The organism is Idiomarina sp. 017G (genome assembly GCF_004362265.1).
GTDB classification, from domain to species: domain Bacteria; phylum Pseudomonadota; class Gammaproteobacteria; order Enterobacterales; family Alteromonadaceae; genus Idiomarina; species Idiomarina loihiensis.
On record NZ_SNWT01000006.1, the window covers coordinates 1 to 23,198 of the forward strand.

Annotated in this window: 20 protein-coding genes and 2 pseudogenes; 17 read left to right on the plus strand and 5 right to left on the minus strand. The window is 47.1% G+C overall.

The features are described 5' to 3' along the window. Positions 1–170, plus strand: a pseudogene (locus DEU30_RS08765) (ISL3 family transposase); the annotation flags it as partial. A gap of 57 nt (positions 171–227) precedes the next feature. Here the strand turns inward: DEU30_RS08765 and DEU30_RS08775 are convergent. Continuing rightward, positions 228–2,069, minus strand: a pseudogene (locus DEU30_RS08775) (Tn3-like element ISKox2 family transposase); the annotation flags it as partial. A 152-nt stretch (positions 2,070–2,221) separates the two neighbouring features. On the opposite strand from DEU30_RS08775, the gene ybaK reads away from it, so the two are divergent. The 3 genes from ybaK (at position 2,222) to DEU30_RS08790 (ending at position 4,973) form a co-directional block, all read left to right on the plus strand. Then, a complete protein-coding gene (gene ybaK / locus DEU30_RS08780; protein ID WP_114982024.1) occupies positions 2,222–2,686 on the plus strand; it encodes a Cys-tRNA(Pro) deacylase in 465 nt (154 codons plus the stop codon). Positions 2,687–2,695: 9 nt separating this feature from the next. Continuing rightward, on the plus strand, positions 2,696–3,028 hold the full coding sequence (locus DEU30_RS08785) for a hypothetical protein (protein WP_114982025.1): 333 nt from the start codon (positions 2,696–2,698) through the stop codon (positions 3,026–3,028). A gap of 139 nt (positions 3,029–3,167) precedes the next feature. Then, positions 3,168–4,973 (plus strand): hypothetical protein, encoded by a 1,806-nt coding sequence (locus DEU30_RS08790; RefSeq protein ID WP_133493657.1) that lies wholly within the window; start codon positions 3,168–3,170, stop codon positions 4,971–4,973. A gap of 84 nt (positions 4,974–5,057) precedes the next feature. Here the strand turns inward: DEU30_RS08790 and DEU30_RS08795 are convergent, their stop codons facing one another. Then, positions 5,058–6,056 carry an NADP-dependent oxidoreductase gene (locus DEU30_RS08795; RefSeq protein WP_034818807.1) on the minus strand — a complete coding sequence of 333 codons (999 nt, stop codon included), beginning with the start codon at positions 6,054–6,056 and terminating at the stop codon, positions 5,058–5,060. A 257-nt stretch (positions 6,057–6,313) separates the two neighbouring features. On the opposite strand from DEU30_RS08795, the gene DEU30_RS08800 reads away from it, so the two are divergent. From DEU30_RS08800 to envZ, 5 genes are all read left to right on the plus strand, one after another. Further along, on the plus strand, positions 6,314–6,568 hold the full coding sequence (locus tag DEU30_RS08800; protein WP_011233579.1) for a DUF4282 domain-containing protein: 255 nt from the start codon (positions 6,314–6,316) through the stop codon (positions 6,566–6,568). Positions 6,569–6,724: 156 nt separating this feature from the next. Then, positions 6,725–9,277, plus strand: coding sequence for an EAL domain-containing protein (locus DEU30_RS08805; protein WP_114982027.1), 2,553 nt, complete (start codon positions 6,725–6,727; stop codon positions 9,275–9,277). 3 nt (positions 9,278–9,280) lie between these two features. Continuing rightward, positions 9,281–9,703: a potassium channel family protein gene (locus DEU30_RS08810; protein WP_011233581.1), complete on the plus strand. Its 423-nt coding sequence runs from the start codon at positions 9,281–9,283 to the stop codon at positions 9,701–9,703. A gap of 92 nt (positions 9,704–9,795) precedes the next feature. Further along, complete coding sequence (gene ompR, locus DEU30_RS08815; RefSeq protein ID WP_011233582.1) at positions 9,796–10,521, plus strand: two-component system response regulator OmpR; 726 nt, start codon at positions 9,796–9,798, stop codon at positions 10,519–10,521. Next, a complete protein-coding gene (gene envZ / locus DEU30_RS08820) occupies positions 10,521–11,831 on the plus strand; it encodes a two-component system sensor histidine kinase EnvZ (protein WP_011233583.1) in 1,311 nt (436 codons plus the stop codon). The genes ompR and envZ overlap by 1 nt, the downstream gene beginning before the upstream one ends. Positions 11,832–11,837: 6 nt before the next feature. On the opposite strand, the gene sthA is transcribed toward envZ, so the two are convergent. Beyond that, positions 11,838–13,256, minus strand: coding sequence for a Si-specific NAD(P)(+) transhydrogenase (sthA, locus tag DEU30_RS08825; protein ID WP_011233584.1), 1,419 nt, complete (start codon positions 13,254–13,256; stop codon positions 11,838–11,840). Positions 13,257–13,383: 127 nt separating this feature from the next. Here sthA and nudE point away from each other — a divergent pair, with 127 nt between their 5' ends. Beyond that, positions 13,384–13,941 carry an ADP compounds hydrolase NudE gene (gene nudE / locus DEU30_RS08830; protein ID WP_034818853.1) on the plus strand — a complete coding sequence of 186 codons (558 nt, stop codon included), beginning with the start codon at positions 13,384–13,386 and terminating at the stop codon, positions 13,939–13,941. 11 nt (positions 13,942–13,952) lie between these two features. Beyond that, positions 13,953–14,765, plus strand: a complete 813-nt coding sequence (cysQ, locus tag DEU30_RS08835) for a 3'(2'),5'-bisphosphate nucleotidase CysQ (protein ID WP_181813911.1) — start codon at positions 13,953–13,955, stop codon at positions 14,763–14,765. On the opposite strand, the gene DEU30_RS08840 is transcribed toward cysQ, so the two are convergent. Together DEU30_RS08840 and DEU30_RS08845 are read right to left on the minus strand one after the other, a co-directional pair. After that, positions 14,737–14,973 (minus strand): YheU family protein, encoded by a 237-nt coding sequence (locus DEU30_RS08840; protein WP_011233587.1) that lies wholly within the window; start codon positions 14,971–14,973, stop codon positions 14,737–14,739. The two genes, cysQ and DEU30_RS08840, sit on opposite strands and share 29 nt — an antisense overlap. Next, the gene (locus DEU30_RS08845; protein WP_114982028.1) at positions 14,970–16,883 is read right to left on the minus strand and encodes an ATP-binding cassette domain-containing protein; all 1,914 of its coding nucleotides are present in this window, start codon (positions 16,881–16,883) and stop codon (positions 14,970–14,972) included. Before DEU30_RS08845 ends, DEU30_RS08840 begins: the two co-directional genes overlap by 4 nt. 81 nt (positions 16,884–16,964) lie before the next feature. Here DEU30_RS08845 and DEU30_RS08850 point away from each other — a divergent pair, with 81 nt between their 5' ends. The 6 genes from DEU30_RS08850 to miaA are packed head-to-tail and all read left to right on the plus strand — an operon-like array spanning position 16,965 to position 23,143. Further along, a complete protein-coding gene (locus DEU30_RS08850; RefSeq protein WP_011233589.1) occupies positions 16,965–17,168 on the plus strand; it encodes a YheV family putative zinc ribbon protein in 204 nt (67 codons plus the stop codon). A 20-nt stretch (positions 17,169–17,188) separates the two neighbouring features. Continuing rightward, positions 17,189–18,709, plus strand: a complete 1,521-nt coding sequence (locus DEU30_RS08855) for an NAD(P)H-hydrate dehydratase (protein ID WP_114982029.1) — start codon at positions 17,189–17,191, stop codon at positions 18,707–18,709. Beyond that, positions 18,702–19,160, plus strand: a complete 459-nt coding sequence (tsaE, locus tag DEU30_RS08860) for a tRNA (adenosine(37)-N6)-threonylcarbamoyltransferase complex ATPase subunit type 1 TsaE (RefSeq protein ID WP_110014156.1) — start codon at positions 18,702–18,704, stop codon at positions 19,158–19,160. Before DEU30_RS08855 ends, tsaE begins: the two co-directional genes overlap by 8 nt. Continuing rightward, positions 19,157–20,467 (plus strand): N-acetylmuramoyl-L-alanine amidase, encoded by a 1,311-nt coding sequence (locus DEU30_RS08865; RefSeq protein ID WP_110014155.1) that lies wholly within the window; start codon positions 19,157–19,159, stop codon positions 20,465–20,467. Before tsaE ends, DEU30_RS08865 begins: the two co-directional genes overlap by 4 nt. Next, a complete protein-coding gene (gene mutL / locus DEU30_RS08870) occupies positions 20,467–22,200 on the plus strand; it encodes a DNA mismatch repair endonuclease MutL (protein ID WP_114982030.1) in 1,734 nt (577 codons plus the stop codon). Before DEU30_RS08865 ends, mutL begins: the two co-directional genes overlap by 1 nt. Next, on the plus strand, positions 22,193–23,143 hold the full coding sequence (gene miaA, locus DEU30_RS08875) for a tRNA (adenosine(37)-N6)-dimethylallyltransferase MiaA (RefSeq protein ID WP_034818795.1): 951 nt from the start codon (positions 22,193–22,195) through the stop codon (positions 23,141–23,143). Before mutL ends, miaA begins: the two co-directional genes overlap by 8 nt. Positions 23,144–23,198 lie beyond the last annotated feature (55 nt).

The window sequence follows — 23,198 nt, forward strand, 5'->3', positions numbered from 1 at the left end:
GGCGCGGTTACTCCTTCGAGGTGATGCGGGCACGAATGCTCTACACCACGAAGCACAAGAAGAAGGCACCGACTGCGAAGGTCTCTCCTTTCTACGAGAAAACCATCGGTTACGGACTGCCGGACTTCGCAGAGGAACTCAACTACGGAGTCGATCTATCAACCATCTGAGGGTGGTATCAGATTGATGGGGTGAAGGTGCCCCATCAACCATTAAATCCGTATACCCAATAAATCATCCTGATTGGCGCCTACTTGTTTTTGTATTGGCAGCACGTGTGCGAAGCATTGCATAAAGTTGGTTTCTTGTTCAACATAACGCAACACATCAGCAATACTGACGGGGATCATTTGTTTAAAGAAAGGGTTGTTGACAAGTGATTGGGAGCCTTTAACTGGCAGTCGCCATCGTGTGCCACTTCGGCTCTTCATGATCACATTGCGGTTATCACCATTATCAATGTGACGAGCAACATCTTCTAGGGATGTTGTTAAGCGTATTTGTTTTACTTGCAGTAGCTTCTGAATCGGCTGCTTTAGCTTTTCCAATGTTGATGATGCCAATAGATCAGGCTGTATTGACGATGCAATTAAGTCGTCTTCTAGCGCACGATATTTAGTGACGTTTGATAAGTAAATTCGACCATTAAGCCGAGAAGCCAGTTGACGGTAAAGCAACCATTCGTATCGCTGTGGATGAACAACATCCTTGTTAATTAACCATGGACGATGTTTTTGTTGGATAAGTGTACTATCCATTGTTTGCAATGTATTACCTGCTAATAGTTCTGTTTTTGTGGTTTTGAGCTGGGTCACTAATGCTTCTGAGCCTTTACCTGCTTGGCATTCAAGACATAGAAACACGGGCCTTAATAACTGCTCAATTAACCCGTTTTGATCATCATAATATTGCCATTGATATTCTTCTACCGTGCGTTTTTGCTTTTTTAAGTACAGGCATAGCGTTTCTATATCTTGGTTATTCATTACACTTAATGCTTGTTGCCTAACCGTTGCAAATGGTTGATTATCGTCGATACTGTCATCAACAAACAGATGCAGTAATTCTGCGGCTTTGGTGACATTGTCTGCAGCTGACCTCCATGAGTCAAACACTGCCTGTTGGGCAAACGCATGCGCAGCTTCTTGTTGTTTACGGATATGATGAATAAACCCATCAGCCAATCGCTCTAGGCTTTGCCGTATGCGTTGAGTCAGAAAACACAGCAACCATAGGTGTTGCTGTGGACGCTTAAAGCGTTTTAGTTTACTGCCATAATAATCCACCATTTCACCGAAGTGTTGTTGGTTTTTAGACGATAAGGCTAAGCCCTTAACAGCATTATCAATCTGTCTTGTATAAGGCTGTAACTGATGATACACCGTCAGTTCTTTTTTTAGCTCTGTCACCATAACGCTTTTTGCACCGGCTCGAAGCTGGCTTAAGGAGAGCCCATCTTTGTCATCGATAATAGTATTTAGAAATCCGTGTAGTTCAGATGAAACATGAATACGAAGCTTATTATTTAACGCCTTCTTGACCTGTTGGATAACACGACTGATAAGCTTTTGTAAGACAGTATATTTAGGGATGGCAATTCTATGCGTTGCTAGATATTCAGCGGCTGCATCGAATAGATAACGAGGCTCAAGCCAAGCTTTGCCGACCATAACAAGATGTTCGTACAGCGGCGCAAAGTGCAGACTTTCGTCCCATTTCTGATAGTTTAATAACCTCAGTATTCTTTGATATATACGGTCACGCTGCATCTTATTAATGCTGAAAGGCCTGATCCCTTTGCCTCCTTGAACTTGCGTTGAAATAAACTGCATATCGTCAAAGATGAGGTTAAAGCTAGGTGAAAGAATCACAGGCTTAGACTTAAAATACCCTAATAACGCAATGAAATAGCATCGGTGGTTCCTTAGGCGAATACTTTTCAACTCTGTTAACTCGATCTCGTTTGGCGTAAAATACAATCGTTGTTGTTCAAGTGATAATAGCGGCGGAGAATATAGATCAAGCTGCTCAGCTTTGGTAAGAATTGATAGTTCGTTTTTTATAGCCATAGGAATTAAATTAAGTTTAAGGGGTTGTTAACCTCATAATTTGCCATACTTTGGAGAAGTAACCCACCTTTGTATGCCTTTAAATATGGTGAGTATGGCGATTTATGTTACTTTAGAGGGGAAAATCCCTAGAACCCCAATAAGAGGATGCAATGACTCCCGCAATTGATGTTGCCAGAAAGAATAAGGTTTCTTTTAAGGTACATGAGTATTCCCATGACCCGGCCAGTGAGTCTTATGGTGACGAAGCTGCCGAGAAGTTGGGCGTTCCGCAGGAACAAGTATTCAAAACCTTGGTTGTAAGCCTTGATGGTAAAGAACTGGCTGTCGGCATCATTCCGGTTTCATCACGGTTAAGCCTTAAGTTGATAGCAAAAGCTTTGGGGGCAAAGAAGGCTGCAATGGCGACTAAACGTGATGTCGAACGTGCTACGGGTTATGTTCTGGGAGGCGTTAGTCCGCTTGGCCAGAAAAAGCAGCTCAGAACCATAATTGATACCTCTGCAACTTATAACCCCACCGTATTTATAAGCGCCGGGCGCCGGGGCTTAGATATGGAGTTGAATCCCGAGGATTTAAAAACTATGGTGAGCGGGGAGTTTGTTAATATTACTTAATGGAACAGCGTGTTCAAAAGGATTCAGCAGCAAAGCCATCAGGTGGGCGATACGCGAATATTGGTATCTTATGATCGTCTGACCAGCCGGTTTAAAATTTCTGATGGAAACGATGTGATATACAGCCGCTCTCTGCTGCTGTTGCCATTTATCCGCTCAAATATCGTTATTTCCAGCAGCACCTATTCTTTAAAGGTGACTTCTTTTATTTTCTGGCGCGCAAAGCTGGAGCAGGGCGGGAACATTGTTATTTCTGAGCTACTCCGGCCTCGACGCGCCAAATCTATAGCTTCAATAGCGTACAGCGCAGTAATGAGTGTATTACGGTTTTTGGCGGGTTAAGGCACTTACTTGGCAGCGTTAAAGTTCTGTAAAAATAGATGAGGCTTCATATATTTCGGTACACTTTAAAAAACGTTGGTGGTTAGGGAACAATAAGCGGATGAAAAGCATAGGCATGAAGGGAGTCGGTATCGCCGTAATGTTAGCAACATTGCTTTGGCAAGTAGACGCTGAACCAAAGGAAAATACCTCTATGCAGCAACAGATAGAGCAGCGAAAACAACTCAATAACGCACGCTATAAGCAACTCCGTACTCTTGATGACAAAGCATTGGCTAAGTTCTTATGGATGGAAGAAGAGTCTAATTATTATGAAGTGATGGAATCACTCTCATTAGATATGAAGCCTTACGAAATTGAGTATTCGACTTCTGTGCTGGTGCGTCTGAGCGACTATAATGATTACCAGGCAATGAGTGATGCCTTTGTGAGTAGTCTCCTGGCAGTGAAACGTACGAATTTCATGGAGTGTAGGAGATACTCAGACGGGCACGGTTTTGCTTTGCGCAAAGGCTTTTCCTTTCCTTTTGCTAACGAACTGAAGCTTGATGCGTTGCTACTGGATAATGGCGAAAAGCTCCGTATTCCGGACTTTACAAAAGGGGAAATGGAAACTAGAGATATTGTCCGCCGGGGTGAAGTTTATTGTGTGCCAGCTCTGGAAAATAAGAGCGCGCCGCAGCCAACAGCGATTAAGGGAGAGTTCTCTACTGACTTACCGGAGAAGCTAATTCAGTTTGAGTTAACCGCAGATGATGTTGGGAAAGCTCAAGATAAAGATGGTTACAGAGTCACCCTAGTTGAAATGAATGACTATTCTTATGTCATTGAAGTCCATGTTAAAACGAACCCTCAAACGACTTTGAGTAAGCTGGATATTATTGGCGAAGCGAAAGCTAAGAACGGACGATATATCCGGAATCGTATTACTGACAGGGTTCCGATGAAAAACTATGAGCGCGTGGAGTCTCTGTTAGGAGAACTAATTGATAAGGCCGCAAACGGTAACCTCAATAAATCCGAGGCAAAGAAAGCTCTTAATGATTTAAATGAGAGTATGGCCGAAGATGAGAGCTCGACGCTTTATAGTGCGTTTGCGTTTCATGGTCCGGTTGAGACTGCCGAAGTAACGATATTAGCCGGTGGCGAGTCACGAAAAGAAGTTAAGCAGATACTTGAATTACCCGTATATTCGTTTGCACAAAAAGCTCCAGCGAAGCAGATTGATTTCGATGAATTACCGACGGTTAAGACAACATTACCGATATACAACGGCGATTCAGAGGTGAATGCCAGCTATGTGGATTTGAGCGCAGAAGCAATGCACGACGAAATTGAAATTCGTCAGCGAAATATTACATATGACCCGGGAATAAAGCATCCGAAGCAAGTGTTTTTGCATTATCCGACAGTGCAAAGTGACTTATTTATTCATATTTTTGATCGTTACGATATAGCGTACAGTAGCGACGTGCAGTTTTTTGACGCCGACGGTGAACCGGTAACGGAAATTGATGACAAGAACAGCGCTTTTCGCTTCACCGTTAGTCGGCTGGAATATGATCCTGAACTTTTCAGTGTGCCACCAACGCGCGTGAAAGCAAATATATCGGTGTTAACCGCGCCCAATATCATTAAAGAGAACTACGCAAAAAATGACCTCCCGACAGGCGTGAATATCGAAGGAAACAAGCTAATTGTTGATTATGCGGAGTTTACGCCAAGAGAAATTGAGGACGTTGAGTCGCGGTTGGTGCAACGGCGCAATCACGTTTTTGCCAAAGACTCTCAGGGTTACTTAGCTGAGATAAGTACACTAAGTTTACCGCGCCAAGATGGCAAGCCAGTAGATGTCTATTATTTTTATGGTCATCCGGAAAGCTTTGAAATTTGGTATAAGGGTGAAACTGAATCAGTAGATTTTGAATTGGATGTTGAGCTTTAATGATGAGTATTTATCGAGTTCATTAGAAAGGCGGCTTTTCAGGGCTGTAATATAGCCTCACTGAAAAGCCGCATATAAAATGGCTTAAAGCTTCACAATCAACTTACCTTTATTGTCGCCGGTAAAGAACATGTTCAGTCCCTCAATGGCTGATTCCAGCCCTTCAAGAATATGCGAACGGTGTTTTATTTTGCCGGACATAACGTAAGGCGTCAGTTGTTGCAGCAAGCTTGGAATTTGGTCGAAGTGATCTGGCATGGTAAAGCCCTGAATTGTCAGGCGCTTTTTAATAACAGGCACCCAGCTTGGTCCGGGGCTGGGCACTTCTTTATCGTAGTCGGCTATCATGCCGCAAACCACCACACGACCGTGCGCGTTCATACGTTCAACCACCAGGTTTTGAATGGGACCGCCGGTATTTTCAAAGTATAAATCTACACCATCAGGAGTCAGCTTAGTCAGTTGGTCGCGCAAATCATCAGTTTTATAATTAATCGCGCCGTCGAAACCAAGTTCGTTGACTATCCAGTTGGCTTTTTCGTCACTCCCGACAACACCTATCACTTTAAGGCCTTCGGCTTTTGCTATCTGACCGACAATTGAGCCGACTGAACCTGCAGCGCCTGTTACTACGATGGTTTCTCCATTTTTAGGTTTACCTACATTAAGTAACCCTTGCGTAGCAGTTAACCCGGGTAAGGCGAATACTGAGAGTACAGTTTCGTCAGGTACGTCGGCCTGAACCTTGTTAATACCTTTTCCGTCGCTCAGTGCATATTCCTGCCAGCCCATCATGCCCATAACCCGGTCGCCGACTTCAAACTCAGGATGGTTACTCTCGACAACCTCTCCAACACCCGAACTGCGCATTACCGTGTTTAATTCAACTGGTGGTATGTAGCTCTCTGTATCGGGGCTCATCCAGCCAAACATCGCAGGATCAAGCGACATTTGCCGCTGTTTTATTAATATTTCACCGGAACCGGCTTTCGGGAGCTCCTTTTCCGTTACTTCAAAAATGTCCGCTGAGACTGGGCCCGGCTCAGGGCGCTTAACCAGTTTAATCGCTTTATAAGTCGTCATAGAGTTCCCTCTTTATTAGGTTGTATGTAAGCCATATATGGCTACTCAGGTTACTTAATGAAAGGCCAATGCTGTGAGATTTATCACATTCTTTTGTAAACACTAGTTGCCGGATATTGTGAACTGTATCTAAGTCGATTAATATCAAACAGATAGTTGCTGTTCTGAAAAGGATGTCGGACATTGCGTAAACTCTGTCGGCTTATTCTTTTCTTACTATAAAAACTGTTTACGCCTATATAACAAGGAGATAAAAAATGAAAGACGTTCTATTTTTTAACAATATGCTGACACCGAAGATCATTACCTTTGTGTATTGGATTTTGCTTTTGGCCGCCGTTGTTGGTGGGGTAAGCACTATGTTTATGGGATATGAAGGTTTTACCTTTGGTAACTTCCTTAAAGGGATATTTTACGCTCTGGCCGGAGGCGTTGGTGCCAGAATTTGGTGTGAGCTTCTTATTGTTCTGTTTAAAATGAACGAAGCTCTGCAGGATCTTCGTAAGAAGTAAGTGATAGAAATAAAGACATGTAACGCTTCTAAGTGAAGCTTTCTATAAGTTGCGCGGCCCTCCTGTTGGAGGGCCTTTTATTTTAGGTCTTTTCTCATGACTCAAATGAGCCTATTCTAGGGTTATACAACTCACTAACATCAGGTGCCACCGTTCTTGCGAAACCTTATTGCTATTGCTTTATTGCTACTTGCTTCGGGGTCAGTGGCTCAGGATGTAACATTGAAAGTGGGTGTTTATGACAACCCGCCCAAAATCATGTTCGATGAATACGGCCAGTTGAGCGGTATTCATGGCCAGCTTCTTATGACTATTGCACAGCGTCATAATTGGCAACTGGTGCCGGTAGAATGTGAATGGGATCAATGCTTAAAGCTCTTGCGCGAAGGTCGAATTGATATTTTCCCGGATGTAGTGAAAAACGATGAAAGAGAGACTTGGGCTAGTTTTCATAATGAGCCTGCTTTATTGAGTTGGTCACAGCTTTATGCGCCGAAAGAAGAAAAAATTACCAACCTTTTAGATTTGAACAACAAACGTGTGGCGGTACTGCGGGACTCTGTTCAGGAAGAGTATCTAAAACAATTAATTGAGAATTTTGATCTAAACAGTGAGCTTTATCCGGTGCAGAGCCTTGCCGAAGGGTTTGATGCGGTTGTTGCGGGAAAGGTCAACGCCACTTCGGCGGATCAGCTTTTTGGCGATAAGCAGGTGACAGAATATGCCATTGAAATGACCCCCATCATGTTTCTTCCTAATGAGGTTTTCTTTGCCGTTCCTAAAGGTTCTCATGCAGATATTCTGTCAACTCTGGACAGAGAGCTAAAGCGCTTAAAAGCCGATGAAAACTCCGATTACTATGAAATTATTGAACGCTGGAGTTCAGGGCAAAGTCACTTAACAATTTCTGTTTACGTTTGGTGGTTAATGACGGCATTGGTCTTACTATTCTTGACTGTTGTTGGGTTTAATCTGCTTTTGCGTCGCAAGGTTACCGAAAAAACACAAGCGCTGGCTGAAAGTAAGTATCGTTTGAATACCATTTTAGACAGTGTTGAAGCTTATATTTTTATCAAAGATAAAGACCTGAAGTATCAGTATGCGAACCAGCAGGTTTTAAAACTGTTTCAGTTAAAACTGGGTGATTTCATCGGAAAAACCGATGCCGATTTGTTTGATAAAAGCACCGCCGATACGCTTAAAGTTTTTGACAACAAAGTAATAAAAAGCGGTAAACGGGCGGCTCAGGAAGAAATTAGCTTTCTGCCTGACAAAAAAAAGCCGCTTCATTTTTGGTCTGTAAAAGTGCCGTTATATGATGCCAATAAGAAGGTTATTGGCTTGTGCGGAATTTGTACTGACATTTCAGAATACCAGAGCATGAAAGAAGAAATTCAGTCTCTTGCGTACTTCGACCCTTTAACCGGCCTGGCGAATAGACGTTTCATGCTGGAGCGTTTGAAAGACGAGTTTTATCGTTACCAGAATGGCGGCGATGATGGTGTGCTGGCAATGTTGGATATCGACCAGTTCAAGAAAGTGAATGACAGCGTAAGCCATGACGCGGGAGACGAGCTTTTGGTTCTGTTTGGCCAGAGACTGGAGTCTGAGCTGCTTCAGACTGAAACTGCCGGACGTCTGGGGGCCGATGAATTTATGGTGCTGTTAAAGAGTAAAAGCGGTATTAATCTGCTGGACGATAAGAATCTGCGTCAGCGCCTGCAGGTGTTGGTAGAGCGTTTAAGTGAGCCTTACCAATTAGGCGAAAAAACGGAGTCGATATCAGTCAGTATGGGCGTCACTTTGTTTTCCGATGCGCAAAACACCGGAGATCTACTTCAGGGAGCCGACCTGGCGCTGTCGCAGGCAAAAGAGACCAATGCATCAAAGCTGCAATTTTTTAATACGGGCATACAGCGCGAATTTAATTATCGGCAAAAGATGATAACTGGGTTACGACAGGCAATAACGACAGAGTCACTGGAAGTGTATTTTCAGCCGCAGTACCAACAGCTAACGGATGAGGCCAGCCAGCGTTGTTTGGGCTTTGAAGCGTTACTCCGTTGGTACGACGAAGAACTTGGCTGGGTGTCTCCCGCAGAGTTTATTCCGTTAGCCGAAAGTCAGGGACTCATGCCCGACCTGCATCGGTTGGTGCTGAATCAGGTACTGGCAGCCATTCCCAAATTGCAACACGCTATAAGTGATAAAGGCGGACGTGTTGCGATAAACGTCAGTGCCAGCCAGTTTAAATACCCCGGATTTGTAGAAGATATTGAAGCCCGTTTAACGGCGGCTGGTATTCCCGGAGAGTTGCTTGAGCTGGAAGTAACCGAGAGTTTACTCATTGATGATATTGAAAACACGGCTGCGAATATGGAAAGGCTAAAACGCCTGGGAGTGACCTTTGCGTTGGATGATTTTGGAACCGGTTACGCCTCTTTGGGCTATCTGAAACGTTTGCCCTTAAATTCGTTAAAGATAGATCAATCTTTTGTGCGAGACATGAAAAACGGTAACAGTGATGAAGCTATAGTAAGAACGGTGATAGCACTGGGCAAAAGTCTTGATTTAGCCATTATCGCCGAAGGCGTCGAAACGGAGGAGCACTTGCATAAACTACAGGAAATGGGGTGTTTTTGTTTTCAGGGGTACTATTTTGCCAGGCCAGAACCAAGCCACTTCTGGATGTCTGATGAGCGAGTTTAAGCAATGCTAATTTCCTTTATCTGTAACTCGATTATTGTCGGCTTAGCGGTTATTTTTCACTACGAAGCACTTAACCGAATAGGCTGGCTGATCACTCACATGAGAATGTTCAGTCAAATTCGACTGATGTTTGGGGTCATGCTCGCAATCATAGCGCATACCGTAGAGGTTTCTATTTTTGCGCTTGCTTATTACTTTATGCATCACGAAGAAGGTTTTGGCACCTTAGTCGGTAATTTTGATGGAAGTTTTTTGGATGCTTTATACTTTTCTTTCACGGTTTTTAGTACGGTTGGTTTTGGCGATATAGAGCCTTCGGGAGCACTCCGCTTTTTAACTGGTGTGGAGAGTTTAACTGGTTTAGTTTTAATTACCTGGACGGCTTCGTTTCTATACGTTGAAATGCAGCGTTACTGGCACCGTTAACTGAAACATTTGCTAACAGAAGCCTGCTTCTATAAAGCTGTCAGGCGGTGTATCTTTATGGCTGAGGCATACCAGCTTGGAAAACAAAACTGATGATGCAGGAAACATTAAAAATTTTAGTGGTAGATGATGACGCACGGCTGCGAAGCTTGCTGGAGCGTTATCTTACTGAGCAAAACTTTCAGGTACGGGTGGCGCAGGACTCTGAGCAAATGGACCGCTTGCTGACCCGGGAAAACTTTAATTTACTCGTACTGGATTTAATGCTGCCGGGCGAAGACGGACTCTCCATTTGCAAGCGTTTGCGTAGCCAGGGAAACAATCTGCCGGTCATTATGCTAACCGCAAAGGGCGACGAAGTGGACCGTATTATTGGCCTGGAACTCGGTGCTGATGACTATCTGGCTAAGCCTTTTAACCCTAGAGAGCTGTTAGCTCGCGTCAGAGCGGTACTGCGCCGGCGGGGTACCGAAGCTCCTGGTGCTCCCTCGCAGGAAGATCAGGAAATAACCTTCGGTGAATTTCGGCTGAATCTGGGTACTCGCGAAATGTTTCGCGGCGACACACCTATGCCGCTGACCAGTGGTGAATTTGCGGTACTCAAAGCTCTTGTTAATAATGCACGGCAGCCACTTTCGCGCGACAAGTTAATGCATCTGGCTCGTGGTCGTGACTACAGTGCGCTGGAGCGCTCGATTGACGTGCAGGTGTCTCGTTTAAGACGTATGCTGGAAGTCGATCCGACTAAGCCCCGATATATTCAGACGGTGTGGGGTCTGGGCTACGTGTTTGTGCCGGATGGTCAACTGAAGTCCTGATGAAACTTTTTCCTAAGTCAGCGTTTGCCCGCACGGTTGCGCTGCTGGCTCTGGTGTTGCTTATTAACCAGCTCGTTTCTTACGTGATGGTAAGCAATTATGTTGTCAGACCCTCTATAGAACAAATTAATGAGCTGGTTGCTAAACACATCCGCACCATGTTTATCCCCCGTCAGCATTTAGCTGAAACCGAGCGCGAGCTCATGACCAGTTATACTGAAGCGACCGGCATTGAAGTCTTTAATGATGAAGCCGCTGAAAAGCAGGGCTTAGGTAACTCAACCTATTATGGTTATTTATCGGATGACATGAGTGATATGCTGGGTGGTGAAGCGCAAGTACGGGTAGCTCAGGGCAATAAATTCTATTTGTGGGTAAAACCTCCGCGTGCGCCTGACTTCTGGATACGCGTGCCCCTGGATAGTATGCAGCAGGGCCGCTTCTCGCCATTGGTGATGTACCTGGTACTCATTGGTTTGCTGAGCGTGTTCGGCGGTATGCTATTTGCCAACTGGTTAAACCGACCGTTAAAAGCTCTGGAGGACTCCGCCCGAAGAGTTGGACGGGGAGAGTTCCCTGAGCAGCTGTCTGAAAAAGGGGCGACCGAAATTGTGGCGGTGACTCGCGCTTTTAATCAAATGTCGCGCGGTATTCGCGAGTTGGAAAATGACCGCAACCTTTTAATGGCCGGTGTTTCTCACGACTTAAGAACCCCTCTTACTCGCATTCGTCTGGCTGCGGAAATGATGCCGCAGGGCGAAGACTGCCTGGCTCAGGGCATTATTGAAGATATAGACGACATGAACGACATTATTGATCAGTTTATCGATTATGTACGTCTTGATCAGCAGGAGTCGAGCAGCAGAGAGTCGCTGAATGAGCTGATAGAGCAAACTGTGGCGAATGTTCCGGATAACTGGCAAAAGCAGTTTGAGCTGGATTTAGGCAAGTTGCCCAGAGTCTGGTTACGGCCCTTGTCTATGAAGCGAGTCATTATTAATTTGCTGGAAAATGCCGAACGTTACGGGAAACATCAAGTGGTGGTCAGCTCCGGGCATGATAAAAAGCAAAAACGTGTTTGGTTTAGAGTAACGGATGACGGCCCGGGCATTCCCGAAGAGCAGCAGGCCACATTATTTGAGCCTTTTACTCAGGGGGATAAAGCGCGTGGTGGCGTTGGGTCCGGTCTGGGGCTGGCTATTATTAAGCGCATTGTCGACCGGCACGACGGCAGTATAAAACTGCAAAACCGCCCGGAAGGCGGCTTGTGCGTGCGGATTGAACTGCCGCTGAATCAGCAACGGCAGTAATCTTGATTACAGCAACAGGCGGTTAATACCGTTAAGAGCCGCAACCCGGTAGGCTTCCGCCATGGTCGGATAGTTAAAGGTGGTGTTGACGAAGTAGTCGATGGTGTTACCACCGTTTTTCTGCTCCATAATAGCCTGACCAATGTGGATAATTTCTGAAGCTCGCTCGCCAAAACAGTGAAGCCCCAGCAGTTCTCGCGTTTCACGGTGGAATAATAATTTCAGACAACCCACGTCGGCACCGGAGATTTGCGCCCGTGCAAGGTGCTTAAACTGCGCACGGCCGACCTCATAAGGTACTTTCATTTCAGTCAGTTCTTCTTCAGTTTTACCAACCGAGCTGATTTCCGGGATGGTGTAAATACCGGTAGGGATATCGCTGATAAGTGCTTTGTCGCAATTACCGTTAATAATAGCGGAAGCACAGATCCGTCCCTGATCGTATGCTGCGCTGGCTAAACTGGGGTAACCAATAATGTCGCCAACTGCATAAATATTATCGACACTGGTCTGGTAGTTTTCATTTACCTCCAATTGGCCGCGATAGTTGGGTTCAAGCCCCACCGCCTGGCAGTCAAGCTGTTCAATGTTACCGGAACGGCCATTAGCAAAAAGCAGACAGTCGGCAGCCATGGTCTTACCAGACTTAGTTTTCAGCACCACTTTGTCATCGTGCCCGGTAATGCTTTCGTATTCTTCATTGTGGCGAATGACAACGCCACTGTTGCGCAAGTGATAACTCAGCGCATCTGAAATTTCAGCATCCAGAAAAGAAAGCAGGCGTTCACGCTGGTTTATTAAGTCAACTTTAACGCCCATACCCCGGAAAATACTGGCGTATTCACTGCCCACCACACCTGCACCGTATATCAGAATGGTTTTAGGTTCATGAGACAACGACAACACTTTATCTGAGTCGTAAATGCGCGGATGCGAAAAGTCGACGTCTTTCGGGTTGTATGGGCGTGACCCTGTAGCGATAACGACATGTTTTGTGATCAAGTCATCGACAGAGCCGTCCAGTTTGGTGACCCGAATGCGGTTCTTGTCTAAAAAAGAAGCTGTACCGTGCACCACAGTAACGTCGTTACGGTCGTAAAACGAACTGCGTAATTTCACCTGTTTACGAATAACCGATTCTGCATAGTGCAGTATGTGACTGAAAGTCATACCGCTCTGCCAGCCAGGGCCGGAAAACAATGGATTATTATTGTATTCAATTAGACGACTGACGGAGTGTCGCAAAGCTTTGGATGGAATGGTTCCCCAATGCGTGCAACCGCCGCCAAGGGCTTTATGTTTTTCTACTATGGCAACGTTGTAGCCGCTTTTGGCCAATTGCATGGCAGCGCCTTCGCCGCCGGGACCAGTACCGATGACAACGACATCGAATTCTGTTTCGGTTTCAGGCTTTATTGCAGTCATATTACTCGCTTCACTACCGGTGTACGGGCTTTAGATAGTAGCACTGTATAAGAAAAGCGTAAATTGACACTGTTTTCTGTGCGCAGAGTCGTTATAGTAAAGAGAGACAATGACTTGGAACCGTTGTATGAGTAAAGAAAAACAAGTCCCGCAAATTCTGGCTCGTCGTGTTGTAGCGCAAAGCCGCTTAATGCGTATTGAGGCCGTCGATCTTAAATTTAGCAATGGTGAGCAGCGTCAGTTTGAGCGCATGAAAGGCAGCGGTCGCGGCGCGGTTATGATTGTTCCCTGCCTGGATGAAGAAACTTTGTTACTGATTCGGGAATACGCTGCAGGCCTTCACGACTATCAACTCGGTTTCCCCAAAGGCCTGATTGACCCGGGCGAAACCCCGGAAGAGGCTGCTCAGCGTGAGCTAAAAGAAGAAGTTGGTTACGGCAGCCGTCAACTTGAATTCTTAATGGAAGTGTCTCTCGCGCCTCAGTTTTTCTCCGCCAAAATGAGTGTTTTCGTAGCTCGCGATTTATACCCCGAAAGATTGCCGGGCGACGAACCTGAGCCGTTGGAAAAAGTGACCTGGCCATTAAACGATATTGACAACCTGCTGGCTCAACCCGATTTTTCTGAAGCGCGAAGTGTTGCGGCGCTGTTAATGCTTTTGCGTAATCTGAGTGAGGCACAGTAGTGGCAGAAACAATGCTGGAGAAACTGAAGGAAATAGCATTCGAAGCAGGTGGCGTTATTCTGTCAATGTACGAGCTGCGTGACTATAAAACGGCCGAGAAAAAAGACGATTCTCCAGTGACTACCGCAGATCTTGTTGCCAGCGAACTAATAGAAGATCGACTCAAGCAGTCATTCCCTGATATTCCGGTTATTTCTGAAGAAAGCGAACATCAGGACTATAATGAGCGTCGTCAATGGAAGGCCTATTTTATTATCGACCCGATAGATGGTACTCAGGAGTTTATTTCCCGCTCCGGAGACTTTGCTGTCAACATTGCTTACGTAGAAAACAACGAGCCTGTCATTGGCGTTATTTTCTGGCCGGTCGGGGAAACGCTTTACTATGCTCGCAAAGGTGCTGGCGCCTTTAAACAAAAAGAGAACGAAAAGCAGTCCATAAGCGTGCGCAAGTTTAGTGACCCTCAGGCTGACCCTATTATTATTGCAATAAGCCGCCAACAGGCACGAGAGCCTGTGTTTAATCGTTTGCAGACAAAACGTGATATTCAGCCTTTACCAACGGGTAGCTGTTCACTAAAAGCCTGTTTTATTGCCGAGGGCAAAGCCGATTGTTTTTTACGTCTGGGGCCTACGGGAGAATGGGATACCGCTGCATCGCAAGTTATTGTAGGAGAAGCTGGCGGTCGCATAGTGAATGAGAACTTTGAGCCCATTACCTACAACCGTACGGTTAGTCTGCTGAACCCGAACTTCTTAGTTCTGGGTGACCAGAACGTGCCCTGGGAAGAAATATTTATTGCCCGTCAGGCTCGTTTCCGGTAACACTGTCTTTGTTGACTACATCGACACTTTCATGCAGCTCAGAGTAAACAATGACGGCTTCGCCGGACTTCAGGCGTTGCTTCAGTTGCTCCACTTTCGTTTCAAAGCTGAGCTCCTGACTGCCGTAATCGGTTCCTTCGCGCAGTACAATAGATTCCATTAAATTGTTCAGGGTTTCCTGATCAATTTCCTGCCAGGGAATGATCATTTATCCTCCGCTTGCTGCAACTCTTCTGTTAATTCTGCCAGTTCTTCTTCTGCTGTCATCCAGAGGTTTTCCTGTTGTTGCAGATCTTTTTGCGCCTGTGCCTGCTGGTCTAACAGCTTTTGCAATTTGGCTTTATTGGCATCGTCATACAAGGTGCTGTCACTCAGTTGCTCGTGAATATCGGCTAGCGTCAGCTCCAGCGAATGAATATTCTTTTCTGCCTTCTCTATTTGTTGGCGTAAAGGCTTAGTTTTTTGTCGCGCCTCGGCTTCCTTACGTTTTTGCTGTTTGCGGTCATCGCGTTGGCGAGTAGCGGGTTGCTCGCTACGTTTGTCATTAGCCGCCTGTTGCTGTAACCAATCGTGATAGGCATCTAAATCGCCGTCGAAAGTTTCTGCTTTGCCGTCGGCAACCAGACAAAATTCATCTACCGTAGTACGTAGCAAATGTCTGTCGTGCGAAACGACAATTAACGCGCCTTCGTATTCCTGCAAAGCCGCAACCAGTGCGTCCCGTAAGCCGAGATCCAGGTGGTTAGTTGGCTCATCTAGCAGTAACAAGTTAGGACGCTGGTAAATAATGAGGGCTAACGCCAATCGTGCTTTTTCCCCACCGGACATGGGTTCGACCGACCGTGTGGCCTGATCACCGGAAAATCCAAAGTTGCCTAGAAAGTCACGCAGCTTTTGTTCAGTCGCTTGTTTATCAATGCGCTGCAAGTGCAGCAGAGCTGAGGCTGCCAAGTCCAGAGTTTCCAGCTGATGCTGAGCAAAATAACCAATGCTGAGACCTGGGTTAACCAACCGCTCACCAGCCATCGGCTCCAATTCACCCGCCAGCAGTTTAATCAGCGTTGATTTACCGGCGCCGTTTCGGCCAAGCAAGCCTAACCTAGTTCCCGGCACCAAATTTAGCTTAATCTGCTCAAGAATGGTGGTGTCGCCATAGCCGGCTTTGGCGTCGCGCAGCGTTAGCAGCGGATTAGGCAGCTTCTCTGGTGTTAAAAAGTGAAAGTCGATACCACTTTCGGCGCGTAGTGGTGCCTGGCTAGGCAGCTTCTCAATAGCTTTTAAACGGCTCTGTGCTTGTTTGGCTTTGCTGGCTTTATAACGAAAACGGTCAACGTAAGCTTGTAAGTGCTGACGCATAACCTGAGCTTTTTCGTACTCGCTTTGTTGCTGAGCCATGTGCTCGGCGCGCTGCCGCTCAAACAGAGAGTAGTTACCGCGGTAGCTGTTCAGTTTTTTATGCTCAATATGCGTAATGTCGGTAGTGACCGAGTCGAGAAAGTCACGGTCGTGCGATATCAATAGCAGGGTTCCGTCGTACTGTTTCAGCCAGCTTTCCAGCCAGAAAATGGCGTCAACATCCAGATGGTTAGTGGGCTCATCCAGCAGCATTAAGTCGGCGCGGGCTATGAGTACCTGTGCCAAATTAAGGCGCATACGCCAACCACCGGAAAATGCTTTTACCGGCTGTTGCAATTGTTCCTGAGTAAAGCCAAGGCCAGCCATTAAACTGGCGGTTCTGGGCTGAATATCATAAGCTCCGATGGAAGCCAACTTGTCGTGACAGTGCGCAATGGCTTCGCCGTTGTTATCGCTTTCGGCCTGCGCGAGTTGCGCTTCCAACTGCCGAAACTCGGCGTCACCGTCCATTACGTAATCGATAGCGGATTTATCCAGTGCGGGAGTGTCCTGGGCTACGCTGGCAATTCGCCACTCCGCTGGCAGGTGAATATTACCGCTGTCGGCACTGAGTTCACCACGCAGCATGGCAAACAACGAGGACTTGCCGCAGCCATTACGGCCTACTAAGCCAACGCGATGTCCCGGGAATACTTGTAAGTCACTGTCTTCAAATAAAACATCACCGCCACGCAATAAGGTGATAGCTTCAGCACGGATCATAAACTACTCTTCATTTTGTACAGCTGTTCAGCTGCGGTATCATAGACGTGTTCTGCTCACAATTCTAACACAGGAGCTGTTGTGGCTAGAGAAAAGAAGCGATTTATTGCCGGGGCCGTTTGCCCCAAATGCGATGCCATGGACACACTCATGCTCTTCATCGAAAACGATACCGAACAAGTTGAGTGCGTGCAATGTAAGCACCGGTTTAGTGAACCTAAAGAGCAGGGTGGTGGTAGCCAGCGTCAGTTTGATCAGGTCATTGGGGTATTTAAGCCAGACTAAACAAATTGTAGGGAGCCATTATGACAGACACCGACGGCAGCCGTTTTATCAACTGTCTTTATCGCGTTGAGCAAGTACAGCAGGGCGAACAAAAAGCCGCTGAAGCTTGCTCGATGAACATGACGCAACTGATGTCGGCGGCCGGGAAAGCGGTTTTTCATCAGCTACAATCTTACTTTCCGGCACCGGCACGCATGGCGGTCTGTTGTGGTGAAGGGAATAACGGTGGTGATGGCTATATTGTCGCCCGACTGGCTCAGAAGGCCGGTTATCAGGTGCAAGTTTTTGCGCTTAAACCCAATGTTGAATTGCCGGAGCCATTGGAGTCTGACGCGCACAAAGCCCGTGCTGCTTGGCGTGAACAAGGCGGAAGTGAAAAGCCCTTGCTGGATTGCTCGCCCGAGCAGTTTGATGTGTTGGTGGATGCCTTATTTGGTGTGGGTTTGAATCGTGCGCTTGAGGGCGACCCGGTAAGCTGGGTTCAGCGGGTGAATGGTAGCACGACGCCGGTGGTTTCAGTGGACGTGCCGTCGGGGTTAAATGCTGATACGGGTCATGTGCCCGGTGCGGCGATTCGCGCTCATCTTACCGTCTGTCTGGTGGCGTTAAAGCGTGGCTTGCTTACCGGAAAGGCTCAAGAGCACACCGGTGAGTTAAAACTTGAAGACTTAGGTGTTGGCAGCACGTTTAGACAGCAAAATGAAGCCGACTGGTTCAGGGTTAATGCAGGCCGGGTTGGCGGCTGGCTAGCGCCTCGTTCACGCTGCACTCACAAAGGTGAGCAAGGACACGTGCTAATTGTCGGTGGTCAGCCGGGCATGTCCGGAGCTGTGATATTGGCAATGCAGTCGGCGCTGCGTGCGGGGGCGGGCAAAGTGTCCGTGGCGTGTCATCCGCAGGTGCAGGCAATTGTTGCGGCAGCTCAGCCTGAAGCTATGGTGCATGGCATAAAAGAAACCGATGCTCTTAAGCCGCTGCTGCGAGAAGCTTCTGCTGTTGCTCTGGGACCCGGGCTGGGGCAAGGCTCCTGGAGTCAGGAGGTTTTTTCGCAGGTGATGGCAACCGATGTGCTGAAAGTTATTGATGCCGATGGTTTAAATCTATTAGCCAGTAACCCCGTTCATTCACCCAAATTATTACTAACACCGCACCCTGGTGAAGCTGCGCGGTTACTGCAAATTACGACAGATGAAATAGCGTCGGATCGTTTTGCTGCGGCAACAAAACTACGTGAAAAATACGGTGCGCAGGTACTACTGAAAGGTGCGGGGTCTTTGCTGGTAACCGACAGAGGTAGGTGTTTGATTGACCGCGGTTCACCAGCAATGGCCTCCGGTGGCATGGGCGACCTGTTAACCGGATTAATCGCGGGCTTATTAGCGCAAAGAATGGCTCCGGCACAAGCGCTGATTGCAGGTAGCCTATGGCATGCTATAGCGGGCGAAGAGGCAGGAAACGATGGTGAGAGGGGAACCTTAGCTTCGGATCTGTTGCCTTATATACGACAGTTGGTGAATGGATATGGAAGGGATGATGACTGAGGTACACCAATGTGAGTTGGCTGATGAAGAGGGGACGTTAGCACTTGCGAAGAAATTTTCACAAGTTTTACAGACCCCTTTAGTGGTTTATCTGAGAGGCGAGTTAGGTGCCGGAAAAACGGCGTTTTGTCGCGGTGTTATTCAGGCTATGGGGCATTCAGGGGCGGTGAAAAGTCCGACCTATACTCTTGTTGAGCCCTACCAGCTGCAAGGCTGGCGTATTCATCATTTCGATTTATATCGACTGGCAGATCCGGAAGAGCTCGAATATATGGGAATTCGAGATTATTTTTCTGAAGATACGTTAAACTTTATAGAGTGGCCCGATAAAGGCTATGGTTGGCTTCCCGGTGCGGACATTGAGATAAGAATCGAGTATGCTGGCACGGGTCGTAAACTTACTTTCAGTGCGCTAACTGAAGCCGGACAACAAATAATTAAAACATTATGATGAAGCGATTTTGGGTGTTTTTGTTTGCTTGTGTTCCTTTGTGGGCCTGGGCCGACAACAGTATAGACAGTGTGCGTGTGTGGCCATCTCCGGATAAAACGCGGGTGGTTTTCGACTTGTCGGACACTCCCGACTATTCTTACTTTACGTTGTATCAGCAAAAGCCTTACCGGCTGGTTATTGATTTTAACAATACTTCGTTAAAAGCGGGTTTGGCGAACTTGGGCGAAGAATCGCTGCTGGTCGATAAAATTCGTACAAGCTCACCTAAAAACGCTAACAGTACCCGTATTGTTATTGAGCTGGACTCTAAAAGCGACGCTAACCTTTTTACCTTGCCAGCTAATGAGTCCTATAAAGATCGGTTGGTGGTTGATTTACCCGGTAAATCCAAAGAGCTGAGCGGGCCGGCAAAATCGGTTTCAGAGCTGAAAGACAGGCGCGTAACCATAGCAATTGATGCCGGGCATGGTGGTGATGACCCCGGCTCTATTGGTCCACGCGGAACTTACGAAAAACACGTCGTTATTCGTATTGCCCGTGCATTGGCCAAACTCATTAATGATGACCCTGGTATGCAGGCTTATTTGATTCGAACCGGGGACTACTATGTTGGCCTTAACGAGCGACCGCAAAAAGCCTGGGATGTAAAAGCGGATTTTTTTGTTTCGATTCATGCAGACGCTTTTCGAACACCACAGCCCAGCGGTGGCTCGGTCTGGGTGTTGTCCAAACGCCGGGCAGAATCCGAAGTTGGTCGCTGGTTAGAAAATCGGGAGCAGCAATCTGAGTTATTGGGTGGCGTTACTGATATTTTGCGGAAGAACGGGCACGAACCCTATTTGGCCGAGACTCTGTTGGATATGTCAATGGACAGTTCCATTGCCGGGGCCTACAGTGCCGCGAAACATATAATCGATGAAATGTCGACGGTAACCAAAATGCATAAAAAGACCCCTCAGGCAGCGAGTTTCGCGGTTTTGAAGTCACCGGATAAACCGTCATTGCTGGTGGAAACTGGATTCATTTCAAATCCGCGTGAAGAGCAGTTGTTAACCAGTAATGCTCATCAGCAAAAGCTGGCGCGGGCTCTTTACAACGGGATTCGCCGTTATTTTGTTAGCAACCCAATAGACAATACCTACTTAGCTAACCAAAGCAGTTTTACTTATACCGTTAAGTCCGGAGATTCCTTATCGGTGCTGGCACAGAAGTATAATACTACCGTCAAAGCCATTAAAACCGAGAATAACCTGACCACCAGTAGCTTGAAAATTGGTCAGAAACTGACAATTCCGAGTCGCTGATGGCCATTCAACAATTACCGATAGAGCTCGCGAACCAAATTGCTGCGGGCGAAGTGGTTGAGCGCCCTTCGTCGGTAGTTAAAGAACTGGTAGAAAATGCATTGGATGCCGGGGCTACGCAATTAATTCTGGATATTGAGCAGGGCGGTAGCAAACGCATTCGAATTCGCGATAACGGCGGTGGTATTGTTAAGCAGGAGCTGACACTGGCACTGAGCCGTCACGCCACCAGTAAAATTCAGAGTCTGGACGACTTAGAGCATATTGGTAGCCTGGGATTTCGGGGAGAAGCTCTGGCCAGTATCAGTTCGGTGTCGCGATTGCGCTTAATATCCAAGCCGCCAGAGCAGGAAGAAGCCTGGCAGGCGTGGGCCGAAGGTAGGGATATGCAAGTGACTGTTGAACCAGCTGCGCATCCGGACGGCACAACCGTCGATATACAGGATCTATTCTTTAATACGCCAGCCAGACGTAAGTTTTTACGCACAGAAAAAACTGAATTCAGCCACATAGATGAAGTTATAAAACGGATTGCGCTTAGCCGTTTTGAAGTTGGATTCCAGCTTAATCATAACGGCAAATCGGTAAGAGCGTTTCCTTCTGCTCAGACTGAAAAACAGCAGTTACAACGGTTGGCGAAAATTTGCGGCGGTGGATTTGCTGAGCAGGCTGCAGCAATTGACGCTGTTGATGGTGACTTCCACTTAAGTGGCTGGTTAGTCCCGCCGGAGCATTGTCGGCATCAGGGGGATATTCAGCATTTTTTTGTCAACGGCCGAATGATGCGCGATAAATTGTTATCGCATGCGGTACGTCAGGCCTACGAAAAATATTTGCCGAACGAGCGGGTACCGACCTTTGTACTTTACTTTGAACTGCCTGCAGAAGAAGTCGATGTGAATGTGCATCCGGCAAAGCATGAAGTCCGCTTTCACCGCCAGCGACAAGTGCATGACTTTATTCTGACTCGCATTGAACAGGCTTTAAATCAGCTGGTTGCCATAGAAAATGAACAACCTGCGATGAGTCATCAGCATTCTTACAGCTCGCATGAACGGTCATCAGGGACCCAGTCGAACTCCTGTCGGGGCGCGTCAGGTGCGAGTTTTCTGGGTGAGAGAAAAGCATCCGGGTCGTTGTTGCCAAATGCCGCACGGGCCCATCAAAGCAATGCTGGCACGCAGCTAAACACGGAGTCAGAGGCAGAGTTTAAAGCGGCACAAAACTGGCGTGTGCTGTCGGTGTTTAATGGTGTTTATGCTCTTATTCGCAATGAGTACAGTCTGGCCTGGCTTAATCTGGCTAAAGTTCACATTGAGTGTGTTAGCAGAAAACTTACTCAGCAATTGCAGGACGGACTGAACGGGCAGCCTTTACTGGTTCCTGTGGCAATCAGTTTGGCGAATCTGCCCGGTCCTGCAAGTCAGTGGCCGCAGCAGCAATTAAACCAGTGCGGTGTGGTGTATAAAATTCAGCGTGAGCAGGCAATTATCGAGCAAATGCCGGAAATGTTACGTCAGGGTAATGTAGTGAGCGGTTTCTCCCAATTACTGACATTACTGACCGAAGGCGCTGAAGCTGATCAACTGGCTCATTGGTTGGCACAGTTTGCTGGTCTTGAGTCGTACAGTCTGACTCAGGCAGAGCACTGGCTTATTCAGTGGCGTTCGCAATTGGCTGAAAGCGCGGATGTGTTGCAAAAGTTGCCGTTACCCGGAGAGAATAATGCATAGCAAGGACGCCGTTATTGCCATTTATGGGCCTACAGCTTCAGGGAAAACCGCGTTATCGCTGGCGCTTTGTGAGCAACTGGACTGTGAGATTATTTCTGTCGATTCTGCGTTGATTTATCGGGGAATGGATATTGGTACCGCGAAACCCAGCGCCGAAGAGCAAAACTTAGTTCCTCATCACTTGCTGGATATTCGCGACCCTGCCGAAACTTATTCGGCGGCCGACTTCCAAAAAGACGCTTTGGCTTTAATTGATGATATTCAGCAACGTGGCAAGGTGCCTTTGTTGGTTGGCGGAACCATGTTGTACTTTAAGGCGTTGCTGGAAGGGCTTTCCCATTTGCCCGAGTCCGATACCAGCGTGCGTGAGAAACTGACCGCCGAACTGCATGAGAAAGGTTTAGCCGAACTGCACAGTCGGCTGCAAAAGGTTGATCCCACAAGTGCGAAACGCATTCACCCTAACGATCCTCAGCGAATTCTGCGAGCTTTGGAGGTTTATGAAATTGCGGGCAAACCCCTGACAGAACTTACCAGGGAGCGTCATGGTCAGTTAACTAAACCCATTTATCAGTTTGCGGTGGCGCCAGTTGACCGGAAAGTTTTACATCAGCGTATAGAACAGCGTTTCGACCATATGTTGGCGCAACCTTTTAAAGAGGAAGTTGCAACTTTGTTTGCCAGATCCGATTTGCATCCGGACCTTCCGTCCTTACGCAGTGTTGGCTATCGGCAAATGTGGCAGCACCTGGCCGGAGAGCTAAGCTATGATGAAATGCGCGAACGCGGAATTATTGCTACCCGACAGTTGGCGAAAAGACAAATGACCTGGCTGCGGGGCTGGCCGGGAGTGCACTGGCTGGAAACCGGCGACCTCAATATGCAGGCGAAAGTCATGACAGCAATGCAGCAGCCCGCAGAGATTTTTAATAGTAAGGATTGAAATTAGACGACCAAGGCCGCAGATCCAATTCTGGACTAAATGAGTAATTCTTAAC

What these genes read in the sequence shown, in the direction of transcription:
- ybaK (WP_114982024.1), top strand. Translation starts at nt 2,222, where the DNA reads ATGACTCCCGCAATTGATGTTGCCAGAAAGAATAAGGTTTCTTTTAAG.
- DEU30_RS08790 (WP_133493657.1), top strand. Translation starts at nt 3,168, where the DNA reads ATGTTAGCAACATTGCTTTGGCAAGTAGACGCTGAACCAAAGGAAAAT.
- DEU30_RS08795 (WP_034818807.1), bottom strand. Translation starts at nt 6,056, where the DNA reads ATGACGACTTATAAAGCGATTAAACTGGTTAAGCGCCCTGAGCCGGGC.
- DEU30_RS08800 (WP_011233579.1), top strand. Translation starts at nt 6,314, where the DNA reads ATGAAAGACGTTCTATTTTTTAACAATATGCTGACACCGAAGATCATT.
- DEU30_RS08810 (WP_011233581.1), top strand. Translation starts at nt 9,281, where the DNA reads ATGCTAATTTCCTTTATCTGTAACTCGATTATTGTCGGCTTAGCGGTT.
- ompR (WP_011233582.1), top strand. Translation starts at nt 9,796, where the DNA reads ATGATGCAGGAAACATTAAAAATTTTAGTGGTAGATGATGACGCACGG.
- envZ (WP_011233583.1), top strand. Translation starts at nt 10,521, where the DNA reads ATGAAACTTTTTCCTAAGTCAGCGTTTGCCCGCACGGTTGCGCTGCTG.
- sthA (WP_011233584.1), bottom strand. Translation starts at nt 13,256, where the DNA reads ATGACTGCAATAAAGCCTGAAACCGAAACAGAATTCGATGTCGTTGTC.
- nudE (WP_034818853.1), top strand. Translation starts at nt 13,384, where the DNA reads ATGAGTAAAGAAAAACAAGTCCCGCAAATTCTGGCTCGTCGTGTTGTA.
- cysQ (WP_181813911.1), top strand. Translation starts at nt 13,953, where the DNA reads ATGCTGGAGAAACTGAAGGAAATAGCATTCGAAGCAGGTGGCGTTATT.
- DEU30_RS08840 (WP_011233587.1), bottom strand. Translation starts at nt 14,973, where the DNA reads ATGATCATTCCCTGGCAGGAAATTGATCAGGAAACCCTGAACAATTTA.
- DEU30_RS08845 (WP_114982028.1), bottom strand. Translation starts at nt 16,883, where the DNA reads ATGATCCGTGCTGAAGCTATCACCTTATTGCGTGGCGGTGATGTTTTA.
- DEU30_RS08855 (WP_114982029.1), top strand. Translation starts at nt 17,189, where the DNA reads ATGACAGACACCGACGGCAGCCGTTTTATCAACTGTCTTTATCGCGTT.
- tsaE (WP_110014156.1), top strand. Translation starts at nt 18,702, where the DNA reads ATGACTGAGGTACACCAATGTGAGTTGGCTGATGAAGAGGGGACGTTA.
- DEU30_RS08865 (WP_110014155.1), top strand. Translation starts at nt 19,157, where the DNA reads ATGATGAAGCGATTTTGGGTGTTTTTGTTTGCTTGTGTTCCTTTGTGG.
- mutL (WP_114982030.1), top strand. Translation starts at nt 20,467, where the DNA reads ATGGCCATTCAACAATTACCGATAGAGCTCGCGAACCAAATTGCTGCG.
- miaA (WP_034818795.1), top strand. Translation starts at nt 22,193, where the DNA reads ATGCATAGCAAGGACGCCGTTATTGCCATTTATGGGCCTACAGCTTCA.